This window comes from Argonema galeatum A003/A1 (genome assembly GCF_023333595.1).
In the GTDB taxonomy this organism is placed as follows: domain Bacteria; phylum Cyanobacteriota; class Cyanobacteriia; order Cyanobacteriales; family Aerosakkonemataceae; genus Argonema; species Argonema galeatum.
Genome location: NZ_JAIQZM010000001.1, coordinates 172,202 through 184,440, shown reverse-complemented (window position 1 = coordinate 184,440; position 12,239 = coordinate 172,202). Strand labels below are relative to the sequence as shown.

Sequence of the window (12,239 nt, the reverse complement as noted above, 5' to 3'; positions counted from 1 at the left end):
AAAATTCAAACCCGACGACCACGAAGCCTGGAATAACCGGGGTAATGCGCTAGGTAACTTAGGAAGATTAGAAGAAGCGATCGCCAGCTATGACCAAGCCATAAAATTCAAACCCGACAAGCACGAAGCCTGGAATAACCGGGGTTTTGCGCTACGTAACTTAGGAAGATTTGAAGAAGCGATCGCCAGCTATGACCAAGCCATAAAATTCAAACCCGACGACCACGAAGCCTGGAATAACCGGGGTTTTGCACTTTTGAAATTGGGTAAATTTGAAGAGGCTAGCACCTGCTTCGATCGAGCAATTGAATTGGGTTCTAACTATTGCGGTGTCTTCTTCAACCGCGCCATTGCCATCTTAGGTTTCGATCGTTGGGACGAAGGAATGACAGCACTAGAAAATGCGATTAAACAGATTCAAGACAAAGAAGAAATTAGTGCAGATGATACTGAGTTAATTATTAGTATTTTATTCAAAAATACCCAAGATTCGGTAGTTTGGAAAAGCCGACTGACCCTTCTTATCCAAGTTTTTGACAAATATGAAATTCTCTCGCTATTAGGACAGGGACTCGTCAAAAGCATCCCCACAATAATGCCAGAAACGGTAAGCGACAAAACAGCAGAAATATGGCTAGAACTCTGGCGGGAATTAACCAGCGAATATAAAGAATTTCAAATACCCCTCCGCCTTCTCAATACTGCGGTTGAATATAAGGTGAAGAAAGGCGATCGGCGTGTCTTTCTGGAATTAGCGATCGAAGAACGACAATTGTTAGAACAAGTGCTAAAAATAGAGTAGTCACTCAAGTTGCTAGTTATATAACTGAAGCTGAGATTAGGTACGTTGTTGCGCTTTAGCGCTCTTATAGCAACCGCCAAGGCGATTAGGGCAGTAGGGGCGAAGCATTCGGGTAGTAAATCTTCGGTTTTAACCAATAAATTATATGCCCGAATGCTTCGCCCCTACCCCAGATTTATGGCTTAACCGCCTTGGCGGTTGCTATACAACTGGGATAAGAGCGCTAAAGCGCAACAACATACCCAGAAAGCAAGTAACTAGCAACTTGAGTTAGTAGTAAAATCCAACAAGGAATTGAAAATTATCAGCATTATTAACGAACGCCGTGAGTATCATGAGCGTAAATTAAATGAGAAACTAGAGGCGGCTTGTCGCCAATGTGAAAAGCACGAACACGCGCTTCCTCTCCCAGATCCGCGACAGTCATGCGTTCGTGCTGACGCAGATGTTCCGCCCAAGATTCCACAACATAAGTTTCCAGGTAGCGATTCGGTAAGGCGGTGTCCTTCCACAAACTCCAGCGAATTGCACCGTCGCGCCGACGCACCCGGCTTAAAGCGTGCATTGCTTCTGCAAAGTCGTGCGATCGGGCCGGGTCGATGCGATATTCTATGGTAATTAGCACCGGGCCTTCCTCTAGATTTAATTCGATCGCCACTACGGGTTCGGGCCAGTGCAGCGACGGCGTTAAATCCAACTTCTCACCCGCAATTAACCGATAGGGTAGCGCCGCTATTAGCCCCACAACCAGCCCAATTGCCGCACCAGAAAGGGCAGCAGAGTTTCCGAAATGCTCAGCCGTTAAGCCCCAGATGGCACTGCCGATCGCTAAACCGCCCTGAAATACCAACTGGTGACATGACCCCGGCCTAAAGGCACGGGGCTTCCAAGAATCACTTCAAAGATTTCCTAGTTATTCCCTTTCGACTGCGCTCAAGGCGAGCCTTGCGGGCTTTCGACTTTGACCTGGATTGAGACATCTCAGCCCCTGGCAAACCGTCTGCGTAGGCGTTTTGGATTCCCGACTGCCCATCGGTACTAATTAATTCTAACCAACGCGGCAAATATTCATCCACTTTTTGAGCGCCTGCTCTTAAGTGTTTTTAGGATAGATGCGATAGCGGTAATTCATGGTTAGCATTCCAGCATTTTAGCATATTTAGTGACAGATGCAATGTTACTAAATATAAAGCCGCGCTAGAAGCACGGGGTTTTAAACCCAATTTTTCGATAAAAAAATTACTATATTCCAATATGCCTCGCTCTGTCAGGGTTCGCGTAGAATGTATTCAAACAGTTAAAGTGGCGTTAAGGCGTAACGGCTACGCACGTCAGATAGATTTAGCTGAAGACTTAAAATTTTCTCTGAATACCGTCAATACTTTTCTCAATGGTAAAGCAATTGACTATCTAAACTTTATCGAAATTTGTAATAAATTGTCTATCGATTGGCAGGATATTGCCGATCTAGAAGATGGAAACTTACCACAAAATATACCAGAAAGCAATACCACAGAGCAAACTTTATCTGTGACGGTGGAAGTTAATCACGATTTAAAGGTAAATTTAGCAGATTCGCAGACGAATCAAAAAAAGGAAAAACGAGTTATTTTACAACAGGCAATTCCTACTGTTCCCGTGTGGAAAGGGCGAGATGAATTGCTGCATCAATTGAAGGAAAGATTATTGCCGCGAGAACCTTTAGAAACCCGGTTTCTTGGAGAAACCGGGTTTCTGAACCCACTGAAAGTATTAGCAATTATCGGACAAGGTGGGATTGGAAAAACGAGTTTAACTGTTAAGCTTTTAGAAGCTTTGGGTGTTAGTTTGGGGAGATCCACCCTAACTCCTCTTGAAAAGGGGGGAACAGAGGAAAATTGTCCTTATGAGTGGGTGATGTATTTCAAAGCGCAGGAAAAAATGAGTTTTGATGAGGTGGCAGAGTTTCTGTTAGATGGGTTGGGAATTGCAACGCCGGAACCTTTAAAAAGTGCGGATGAAAAAATCGGTAAAATTATCGCAGGTTTGGCAGAAAATTGCTGTCTTTTGGTGTTGGATAACTTGGAAAGTGTTTTGCATCCAGCTAATCATCCCCAAGCGGGAAAAGCTGTTTCTTTGGATTGGGGTAAATTGCTGAATGCGTTAGTTTATCAGCAGCATATTTCCCAAACTATTTTAACCAGTCGGGAAGTACCAGCAGATTTGGCAGATACGCGGTATGAAGGGGCGGAACCGGATACGGAATTGGTGTATATTGAAATGCTGACGGGTGTATCGGATCGGGCGGGTGTGGAGATTTTGCAACAGCGCCAATTAAAGGATAAACCGGAAGATTTGCAGTGGGTTTCCGGGCGCGTGGAGGGTCATGTATTTTTGTTAACTCAACTGGCGGCGATTGGGAAAGGTAAACCTGGGTATCTGCGGAAGCATCCCGAATTGGTGACGAAAAAGGCGGAACCGATATTGCAAGAACAATTGGCGCGACAAAGTGAAGCGGCGCGAGATTTACTAAAGCGGATGTGTGTTTTGCGCGTACCGATAGATGTAAGAGGTTTAACTTTTTTGCGGTTGTATACAGATGATATAGAGAAAGATGATCGATTTTTGAATGCAGCAGAATTAGGAGAAGTTGCTGAATTTACAGATGAAGATATTAGGGAAACAGAAGTAACTTTAGAACGATTAGTTAATAGCAGTTTGGTGCAGTGTCGCTATAATGAACATAAATGTGAGCTATTTTACGATCTTCATGCTGTGATTGCCAAGTTCTTGAAAAATGAATCTAAAGACCAGATGCCTAATCTAGTCAAGGCAGCTTATGCGTTTTATCGCTCTGGCAGAAATGTTGAAAACCCTAAAAATTCAGAGGATTTGCGTCCAGTTATAGAAACTCAATATTTTGCCTTTCAGTTAGGCAATTACAGTGAAGCATCTAGCTTGTTGATAGGTACGCTAGAAAAATATTTGAGACGCTGGGGTCACTGGAGCCTGTTAAGAGAGTTATATGAGCAAATCTTACCTCATATTGATGATGATGAGCGCCCAATATTTATAAGACAAATTGGCAGAACTTATAGGGATTTCGGCAATTGGGATATAGCAGAGAGATATTTCCAACAGGCTTTATCTATTGCACAAAATCAAAACATTAAGAGCGAAATTGCTAACGCGCTGCAATATTTGGGAGATATTGAGCAAAGTCGCGGTAATTGGGATGAAGCGGAACGTCTGTATCGGCAATCTTTGCAATTGAGAACAGAATTAGGCGATCGGGCTGGTATGGCTTCTAGTTGGGGTAGTTTGGGAGATATTGAGCGAAATCGCGGCAATTGGGAACAGGCGGAACGTCTGTATCGGCAATCTTTGCAATTGATGACAGAATTAGGCGATCGGGCTGGTATGGCTTCTAGTTGGGGTCTTTTGGGAGATATTGAACGGATGCGGGGCAATTTGGATGCTGCTGAACAATTGAAACGGCAATCTTTTCAGTTAAGGCAAGAATTAGGCGATCGTGAAGGAATGGCAGGTTCTTTAGGTTCTTGGGGAGATATTGAACGCGATCGGGGTAATTTCGATGAAGCAGAACGACTTTATCAGCAATGTCTACAAATAAGTAGAGAACTAGGTATGACTTATAAAATTGCTGATACTCATTATGATATGGCGCTACTCGAACGTCAGCGCAATAACCCAGAACTTGCCCAACAACATTACAACACAGCACATCAAATTTATCAACAATTAGGTGCAGCCAAAGATTTAGAAAGAATTGAGAAAGAGTGGAACCAAGATTAACTATCACTCCAAAAACGCAGCAGCAGAAACATGGAAAAACTCACCTAATTTTTGCATTTGAGTTGTCGTCAGTTCCCGTTCCCCATTTAGTACCTCAGACACCTGTACCTCATTTTTCCATATATCAACCAAGTCTTTTACTTCTATATTATCTTCCACCATCAAAGCTTTCAGCAGCTTGACACCTTTCAAAACAGGCATTACCTCATGTTTTTGTTCGTAATCATAAACTAAAGTACCAAGCACATTTAAGTAATCTCGGTCATCTTGCGTGATATTCTTTCGATCCAAAATAGAATTAATCCGATTTTGGGTAGCGGTTAACTCAGCTTCACAAGTAATCGGACGTGGCGGAAATGTGGTAATTAATTCCATGTAGTAGCTACTAGGAGTTTTTAAATCTGAAGAAAAGCTGGGCTGACTTCTGCGGTAGAAAATTCACCGATCGCCATTGGTAATTGAACATCTTTACCGTTATATACTTTGGCTGTCAGTTTATACACTTCTTGAGCCAAATGTTGGTTAAATTTGAAGATTTCCCAAAAATCTTTATCTCCCATTATAGCATGAAGCTCTTTATTAGCAATTATGTTCGTTTCACCTTTCATCGTGAAACTATGCTGCCGATCTCCGATCGAGATCGCAACATTAAATGTGCCTTTTTCTTTACCAGGTTCGATGGAAAGCACTTGTACGTTCATTTTTTTAACCAGTAAACTCCACTCTGGCTCCAATATTGCAGAAAGTTATCTATGATCATTATATATCTTGTTCCTTGCCAAGGATCGCGAATCACGACATAGCCATCTTCATCCAAACCATCAACGATTACCATGTGACCTATTCTAGCACCTCTCTCCCAAAGTACAGCCGCCCAAGAACCTGTATTATTTAATGTCTCAAAAACTTGGAATTGAGTTGCGTCCGGTAAATTAAGAAAAGCGCCTTTCCACTCTCCAGAACTATCTGGGTTTAGTTCGTTTAGCGCCCAAGCAAGGAATTCCGGCGCGGATGCTGGCCCAATGAACTCCTCAATAACTACCTGATTAATATTTATTCCCCGATCTTTTAACAACATTTCACCGCAAGCCGCTACGCAAGATAGATCGCTTCGTTGCCTAACAACTTTTGGATCGAAAACTTCATCAATTGCAGGCCAATTACCACCAGCACCAGCCCAGGCAGGGTGCATTCTAAAGTCCTCATATTAATAAAATACTATCCAAATATATTATGCTATAATAAAATGTTCGAGCAAAAACAGGGCTGAGGGGAAAGTAATCAAACCTGAGTCACTGCCTAACCAAACTCGCACAAGACTCAGGATTGAACTATGCCTCTGCCAATTGTTGCTATTATCGGTCGCCCAAATGTGGGCAAATCTACTCTTGTCAATCGTTTGACAGGTTTACAGGATGCCATTGTCCACGATCAACCGGGGATGACGCGCGATCGCACCTATCGCCCCGCATACTGGCGCGATCGCGAATACACCGTCGTCGATACCGGCGGCTTAGTATTCGACGACGACACCGAATTTCTACCTTTGATCCGCGAACAAGCTATGACAGCACTGTCAGAAGCTTGTGCCGCTATATTTGTCGTGGATGGACAAGCTGGCCCAACATCAGCAGATGAAGAAATCGCAGTATGGTTGCGTACTCAACCCCTCCCCGTCCTGCTAACCGTCAATAAATGCGAATCCCCAGAACAAGGTTTAACTCAAGCCGCACAATTTTGGGAACTGGGATTAGGCGAACCTTATCCCGTTTCTGCCATTCACGGTGGCGGTACTGGCGAACTACTCGACGATCTAATTACCCACTTGCCGCCAGTAGGAGAAATCCCAGAAGTATCAGAAATTAAAGTTGCAATTGTCGGGCGTCCTAACGTTGGCAAATCGAGTTTATTGAACTCCTTTGTAGGAGAAAATCGCTCCATAGTTAGCCCGATTTCCGGCACTACTCGCGATGCCATTGATACCGTAGTACAACGGGAAGATAAAACTTATCGCCTGATCGACACGGCTGGGATTCGCAAAAAGAAAAACGTTGAATATGGCCCTGAATTTTTTGGGATTAATCGCGCCTTCAAAGCGATCCGCCGCGCTGATGTAGTCTTGTTAGTAATAGATGCAGTTGATGGAATTACCGAACAAGACCAAAAACTCGCAGGTAGAATTGCTGAAGAAGGTCGCGCTTGCGTAATTGTAGTTAATAAGTGGGATGCGGTAGAAAAGGATTCCTACACAATCTACGACTACGAAAAACTTTTGCAACAACGGCTGCATTTTACCGAATGGGCAGAAAGTATTTTTGTCAGCGCTAAAACGGGTCAGCGTGTAGAAAAAATTCTCGATTTGATCGACTCCGCAGCTGAGGCACACCAACGTCGGGTAACTACCGCCGTGATTAATGAAGTGATTCAAGAATCCATCAGGTGGCACTCTGCCCCAGTTACCCGTCAAGGGCGTCAGGGCAAAATTTACTATGGCACCCAAGTCAAAACTCAACCGCCAACCATTGCTCTTTTTGTCAACGATCCCGTCCGTTTTAACGATAATTATCGCCGCTACATGGAAAGCCAATTCCGCAAACAACTAGGTTTTAAAGGCACACCATTGCGATTGCTGTGGCGCGGTAAAAAAGCTCGTGAAGTAGAAGGCCCAAGCAAAAACAGAGCTGCCCGCGTCTAAAAATTTTAGATTTTAGATTGTTATACAATTTAACCATACAATCTAAAATCTAAAGTCTATTATGGACAAGCAAAAGTTTAAAACTAGAACGAAGCAGCTTGCCTTGAGAGTTATTCGCCTGGTAAATGCCTTGCCACCAGGGCAAACTGCTGAATTTATGGGCAAGCGGTTACTGCGATCGGCTACATCTATAGGTGCTAAATATCGGGCAGCTTGTCACTGTGAAGCTACTCTCCATTTAGTCGCTAAACTTAGAATCGTAGAAGAGAAGGCCGATGAAAGCTTATACTGGATGGAGCTTTTAATCGAATCTGAATTAATGCCTGCCGAACAACTAAAAAGTTTGATGTCAGAAACAAATGAAATCTTAGCGATGACGGTAGCATCCATCACAAGTCTAACCGAAACTCCCAAGTCTAAAGTCTAAAATCGAAAGATGGATTTATTGCGATCGCTACCTCTAGGGCTTTACCTCGAAGAACCAACCACTTGGCTGCACAAGCTCGATCCGCGAGTCAAGCTGGGCTGGTTGATGAGTTTTCTGTTTGCGCCCATTCTGGCAAATCCCTCTAGCCGAATCGCCCTGTCAGTATTGCTGATTTTGATTACGCTGACAGCCAGAATTCCGTTGCGGGTGTGGCGTCAGCAAATGGTTTGGTTGCTGATCCTCAGTGTATTTGTTTTCTTCTTGAGCGCTGTAGCCCCTGATGGAATGGCAGTAAGTTATCAGCCGCGACGACCAGCAGATGAGATGGCTTTTGTCAACCCTCAGCCAGGGAGCGGGGGAGCGGGGGAGCGGGGGAGTGGGGGAGTGGGGGAGCGGGGGAGCGGGGGAGTGGGGGAGTGGGGGAGTGGGGGAGTGGGGGAGCAGAAGAATTTCTTATCGGCGATCGCCAATCTCAAATCCCAAGGCTACAGTTACATAGTATTGAAACAGGGGCCGATTACAATTACCCGCAGATCTTTAGATTTGGCAATTCGCGTCAGTACCTTACTATTTACGCTGATTTACAGCACTAACTTGTACCTGCTCACAACTGCTCCAGAGGAAATAACTGCTGGGATTGAAAGCTTAATGCGACCTCTGCGCCGATTCAATTGGCCGGTGACAGAAATTGTGCTAACTTTAACGTTATCTTTGCGCTTCATTCCCTTAGTCTTAGAAGAAGTGCAAAACCTAGTCCGCTCAGTGTGGACAAGGGCAATCAATTGGAAAAAGCTAGGTTTGCGGAGAGCGATTAGACTGTGGATGACGATCGCTGAGCGACTGCTGAAAAATCTGCTCCTGCGAGCCGATCAAATCGCCAGCGCTATGAAAGTACGCGGTTTTACCAGTCCCGATCGACATCGCGTAGAGTGGAGTCAGTTGCGTCTGAGGAAAAGTGACTGGCTTGCTATGGCAACTTTAGCGGTATTCTGGGGAGTGCGGTTGATTTGGGGTAATGGCGAACTGTGATGAGGGAACCAGTACAACCCTGGTATTGGCTCAAGGCTACCGTTCCCAGTAGCTTATTGGTACGAGCCAGAAAATTTGGCAATTTTAGACCACTGGAAACAAACTCTAATGGTTAGCCGCAAACGCCTTATACTCTAAAAGATGAGCCCAAATTGCTATAAAGTAATGGGATGAATAGTTGAGATATACTGTGTTGCACATTTGTCAAAATACTGATATTGTCAATATCCCCCTCAACCAATCTACTGTTGTCCGTTTTGGTGACAGAGTTGTGCAATACAATTGGCATCTGAGCCCCAGCCATGCTGGAGGTTATGCGAACTGGGTACAACCCAGATATAGGTTACTGCCCTTTATAGCTGGAATAAGTATTAATCGGCTTACGCTGAAGAATGAATGAAAACCCAGAAACTTACCTAAATCATCCTACGTTTGGTTTGCTATACCGGGTGTGCGTACTTGAAGAACACAAGGAATTATTCACCACACTCTACGCTCAACGTCTGTTTTTTTTAGTGATGACTACACCGGCTGGCATCACTTGCGAGCCGATTACCCGTTCGGATTCTCGCCTTTTGGTAGAAAATCGCCTGCGATCGCTGCGTCGCAGCGGTCAATCTCAGGAGTACGATAAGCTCATGGTCATTCATCATCGCACATTTCAATGACCCGCTCCCACTTATCTGATGCTCTAGCGTCTCGGATTAGCCTCCTTCGCCAACAGCTACCGGAATCTGTCCGCTTGATTGCCGTCACCAAGCAGGTGTCGGTAGATGCAATGCGTTCTGCCTATGCTGCCGGAATACGAGATTTTGGCGAAAGCCGCGTGCAAGAAGCCGAAGCCAAACAGTCCCAGCTGCAAGATTTACCGGATATCACCTGGCACCTAATCGGACATCTTCAAACCAATAAAGCTAAAAAAGCCTTGGAGCATTTTCAGTGGATTCATTCTTTAGATAGTTTAAAATTAGCCCAGCAATTGGATAACTTGGCGGGATCGCTATCCAAACAGCCGCAAGTTTGCCTCCAGGTCAAACTTTTACCCGATCCCAACAAATACGGTTGGACAGTACCCGAACTGCTAGCCGATCTACCCGTACTCGATCGGTGCCAACATATACAAATACTTGGGTTGATGACCATTCCTCCGCTAGATTTGGATGAAGAGGAAATTCTGGCATTTTTTCAAAGTACCCGCGAACTGGCGGAAAAAATCCAGCAGCAAAATTGGTCGCGCATTCAAATGCAGCACCTTTCAATGGGTATGTCCGACGATTACCACCTGGCAGTGCAAGCGGGTGCGACGATGGTACGCTTGGGCACAACTCTGTTTGGGGAAAGACACAAAGAGTGATATAGCAAAAGTCACTCCTTCAAAAGTCAAAAGTGAAATGCTTGCTGTGAATTGGTTCTGCCGTTTTAGGATGTCCTAACTTCTGTGACTGTGGCTATACGTTACAATGGGGAACTGTCGGGCGGTTCTGTTAAATCCTGCACTTTCGGCGGCGAAAGTGCGATTATCGGCTTCTTTAGCCGGAATAATTTCTAAAATTAAACAGAGCATGGGCTAACATATTGCCAGCGTCGAGACATTATAAATAGAAGAGGTGCTTCCCAAGTCAAGTACCCTTACCATAAGCGAAGGTATGCGAAAAACTCTGATTTTCAAATGCCTCCTCTCTGCCAGAACGCACGAAACAAGCTCTAGTAAACTGTAGTTGAATGGAGTGTGAACAACCGTGAATAATATTTTTACCAAGCTCAAAGATTTCGTTGGCCTCAACGAGCCAGTCGAATACGAGTACGACGATTACGACGATGCGGACGAGCGGAATAACTACCAAAACCTCTACCCAGAGGAAACTGCTCAACCCGCCACCGAAGAAGACCGCCGTCAGCGCCGCCGGATGCGCGATCGCATCACCGTAGCACCAGAAACCGCAATACCATCCCCAATGAATAACGTGATTGGAATGCCGGGAGTTAGCAACAACTTTTCGGAAGTTGTGGTAATGGAACCCCGCACCTTTGAAGAAATGCCTCAAGCAATTCAAGCTTTGCGGGAACGGAAATCGGTGGTGTTGAACCTGACGATGATGGACCCCGACCAGGCCCAACGTGCGGTAGACTTTATCGCGGGTGGCACTTATGCGATCGACGGTCACCAAGAACGCATTGGCGAAAGTATCTTCCTGTTTACGCCTAACTGCGTCCAGGTGAGTACCCAATCGGGTGTCGTTCACGAAGTTCCTCAACCCCAAGTGCGCGTCCCTCGTCCAGCGACTACGGCCCCCTCCTGGGCAACGGATCAGCGGATCGTTCAATCGATCTAGCTCGAGTTGGTCATTAGTCAGCAGTCAGCAGTCAGCAGTCAGCAATGACCAATGGACATCTCCTTTCAAAGAATGTAGAGACGTTGCATGCAACGTCTCTACAAGGGTTACAGGTAACGCACCTTTAATTAATTTCTGGAGAAGTCTAATGACTAATGACTCTTGACTAATGACTCTTGACTAATGACTCTTGACTAATGACCAATGACTATAAAATTTGGCATCATCGGTGGCGGGGTAATGGGAGAAGCTCTCTTATCCCGCTTAATTAATCAACAAATATATCTACCGTCAGAAATTCTGGTCAGCGAACCCCAGGCGCAGCGCCGCAGTTTGTTGGCCCAGCAATACCAGGTCGCAGTCACTTCTGACAATAAGGAAGTGGTAAGGGCAGCCGAAGTGCTATTTTTGGCAATTAAGCCGCAAGTGTTTGACAGCGTAGCGGCAGAGTTGGTAGAAGATGGGGTTGTTGTAGAAGGGCATCTGGTGATTTCGATTATGGCTGGCGTTCCCTTGAATAAGTTGGAATGGGCTTTTCCGGGACAGCCGGTGATTCGGGCGATGCCGAATACGCCCGCAACGGTGGGCGCTGGGATGACTGCGATCGCACCAGGCAATCATGTACAGCTGGGTCACCTAGAACGGGCGCGCGGCATCTTCCAAGCTGTGGGAGAGGTGGTGGAAGTGCCAGAAACTATGCTGGATGCGGTGACGGGGTTATCGGGATCTGGGCCGGGTTACGTGGCGATCCTCGTAGAAGCGCTTACCGATGGAGGGGTGGCGGCGGGGTTGCCAAGAGCGATCGCATCTCAGTTAGCGCTGCAAACCGTTCTCGGCACCGCTCAACTGCTTAAAGAAACGGGTATGCACCCAGCAGAACTCAAGGACAAGGTTACCAGTCCTGGCGGTACAACTATTGCTGGTATTGCTGAATTAGAACGTCTTGGTTTTCGATCGGCTTTGATTGAAGCGGTTAAAAAGGCTTATCGGCGATCGAAAGAACTTGGCAGTTAGGTACTGGGCAATTTTAGATTTTAGATTTCAGATTCCCCAATGACTAATGATATCGTGTCCGACTACTTATCAGTGATATTGTCAAATTGTCTGTTTTCATCGTTGGTTAAATTTTTACCGCAGATGAAGACAGATGAACGCAGA

The 12,239-nt window shown here is 45.4% G+C and carries 13 protein-coding genes; 9 read left to right on the top strand and 4 right to left on the bottom strand.

Annotated elements, in window-relative coordinates; translation table 11 throughout:
- Positions 1–802 (top strand): tetratricopeptide repeat protein (locus tag LAY41_RS00880; protein WP_249093089.1); only part of this gene is annotated, 802 nt, incomplete at its 5' end.
- A 313-nt stretch (positions 803–1,115) separates the two neighbouring features.
- On the opposite strand, the gene LAY41_RS00875 is transcribed toward LAY41_RS00880, so the two are convergent.
- The gene (locus tag LAY41_RS00875; RefSeq protein WP_249093087.1) at positions 1,116–1,652 is read right to left on the bottom strand and encodes an MFS transporter; all 537 of its coding nucleotides are present in this window, start codon (positions 1,650–1,652) and stop codon (positions 1,116–1,118) included.
- A 404-nt stretch (positions 1,653–2,056) separates the two neighbouring features.
- On the opposite strand from LAY41_RS00875, the gene LAY41_RS00870 reads away from it, so the two are divergent.
- Positions 2,057–4,597 carry a tetratricopeptide repeat protein gene (locus tag LAY41_RS00870; RefSeq protein ID WP_249093085.1) on the top strand — a complete coding sequence of 847 codons (2,541 nt, stop codon included), beginning with the start codon at positions 2,057–2,059 and terminating at the stop codon, positions 4,595–4,597.
- A gap of 3 nt (positions 4,598–4,600) precedes the next feature.
- Here the strand turns inward: LAY41_RS00870 and LAY41_RS00865 are convergent, their stop codons facing one another.
- The 3 genes from LAY41_RS00865 to LAY41_RS00855 are packed head-to-tail and all read right to left on the bottom strand — an operon-like array spanning position 4,601 to position 5,789.
- A complete protein-coding gene (locus tag LAY41_RS00865) occupies positions 4,601–4,972 on the bottom strand; it encodes a helix-turn-helix domain-containing protein (RefSeq protein ID WP_249093083.1) in 372 nt (123 codons plus the stop codon).
- Positions 4,973–4,992: 20 nt separating this feature from the next.
- On the bottom strand, positions 4,993–5,298 hold the full coding sequence (locus LAY41_RS00860) for a hypothetical protein (RefSeq protein ID WP_249093082.1): 306 nt from the start codon (positions 5,296–5,298) through the stop codon (positions 4,993–4,995).
- Positions 5,295–5,789 (bottom strand): papain-like cysteine protease family protein, encoded by a 495-nt coding sequence (locus tag LAY41_RS00855; RefSeq protein ID WP_249093080.1) that lies wholly within the window; start codon positions 5,787–5,789, stop codon positions 5,295–5,297. Before LAY41_RS00855 ends, LAY41_RS00860 begins: the two co-directional genes overlap by 4 nt.
- 141 nt (positions 5,790–5,930) lie before the next feature.
- On the opposite strand from LAY41_RS00855, the gene der reads away from it, so the two are divergent.
- From der to proC, 7 genes are all read left to right on the top strand, one after another.
- Positions 5,931–7,292: a ribosome biogenesis GTPase Der gene (gene der / locus LAY41_RS00850; protein WP_249093077.1), complete on the top strand. Its 1,362-nt coding sequence runs from the start codon at positions 5,931–5,933 to the stop codon at positions 7,290–7,292.
- A gap of 61 nt (positions 7,293–7,353) precedes the next feature.
- Positions 7,354–7,719 carry a four helix bundle protein gene (locus tag LAY41_RS00845; RefSeq protein ID WP_249093076.1) on the top strand — a complete coding sequence of 122 codons (366 nt, stop codon included), beginning with the start codon at positions 7,354–7,356 and terminating at the stop codon, positions 7,717–7,719.
- 9 nt (positions 7,720–7,728) lie between these two features.
- Entirely contained in the window at positions 7,729–8,748 is a 1,020-nt protein-coding gene (locus LAY41_RS00840; protein WP_249093073.1) for an energy-coupling factor transporter transmembrane component T family protein, read from the top strand.
- Positions 8,749–9,140: 392 nt separating this feature from the next.
- Positions 9,141–9,416, top strand: coding sequence for a transcriptional coactivator PipX (pipX, locus tag LAY41_RS00835; RefSeq protein WP_249093071.1), 276 nt, complete (start codon positions 9,141–9,143; stop codon positions 9,414–9,416).
- Positions 9,413–10,102, top strand: coding sequence for a YggS family pyridoxal phosphate-dependent enzyme (locus LAY41_RS00830; RefSeq protein WP_249093068.1), 690 nt, complete (start codon positions 9,413–9,415; stop codon positions 10,100–10,102). The genes pipX and LAY41_RS00830 overlap by 4 nt, the downstream gene beginning before the upstream one ends.
- 385 nt (positions 10,103–10,487) lie before the next feature.
- On the top strand, positions 10,488–11,081 hold the full coding sequence (locus tag LAY41_RS00825; protein ID WP_249093066.1) for a cell division protein SepF: 594 nt from the start codon (positions 10,488–10,490) through the stop codon (positions 11,079–11,081).
- Positions 11,082–11,285: 204 nt separating this feature from the next.
- Complete coding sequence (proC, locus tag LAY41_RS00820) at positions 11,286–12,095, top strand: pyrroline-5-carboxylate reductase (RefSeq protein ID WP_249093064.1); 810 nt, start codon at positions 11,286–11,288, stop codon at positions 12,093–12,095.
- Positions 12,096–12,239 lie beyond the last annotated feature (144 nt).

Coding starts and splice junctions, on each gene's coding strand:
- LAY41_RS00840 (WP_249093073.1), top strand. CDS start 7,729: ATGGATTTATTGCGATCGCTACCTCTAGGGCTTTACCTCGAAGAACCA.
- LAY41_RS00860 (WP_249093082.1), bottom strand. CDS start 5,298: ATGAACGTACAAGTGCTTTCCATCGAACCTGGTAAAGAAAAAGGCACA.
- proC (WP_249093064.1), top strand. CDS start 11,286: ATGACTATAAAATTTGGCATCATCGGTGGCGGGGTAATGGGAGAAGCT.
- der (WP_249093077.1), top strand. CDS start 5,931: ATGCCTCTGCCAATTGTTGCTATTATCGGTCGCCCAAATGTGGGCAAA.
- LAY41_RS00845 (WP_249093076.1), top strand. CDS start 7,354: ATGGACAAGCAAAAGTTTAAAACTAGAACGAAGCAGCTTGCCTTGAGA.
- LAY41_RS00870 (WP_249093085.1), top strand. CDS start 2,057: ATGCCTCGCTCTGTCAGGGTTCGCGTAGAATGTATTCAAACAGTTAAA.
- LAY41_RS00865 (WP_249093083.1), bottom strand. CDS start 4,972: ATGGAATTAATTACCACATTTCCGCCACGTCCGATTACTTGTGAAGCT.
- LAY41_RS00855 (WP_249093080.1), bottom strand. CDS start 5,789: ATGCACCCTGCCTGGGCTGGTGCTGGTGGTAATTGGCCTGCAATTGAT.
- LAY41_RS00830 (WP_249093068.1), top strand. CDS start 9,413: ATGACCCGCTCCCACTTATCTGATGCTCTAGCGTCTCGGATTAGCCTC.
- pipX (WP_249093071.1), top strand. CDS start 9,141: ATGAATGAAAACCCAGAAACTTACCTAAATCATCCTACGTTTGGTTTG.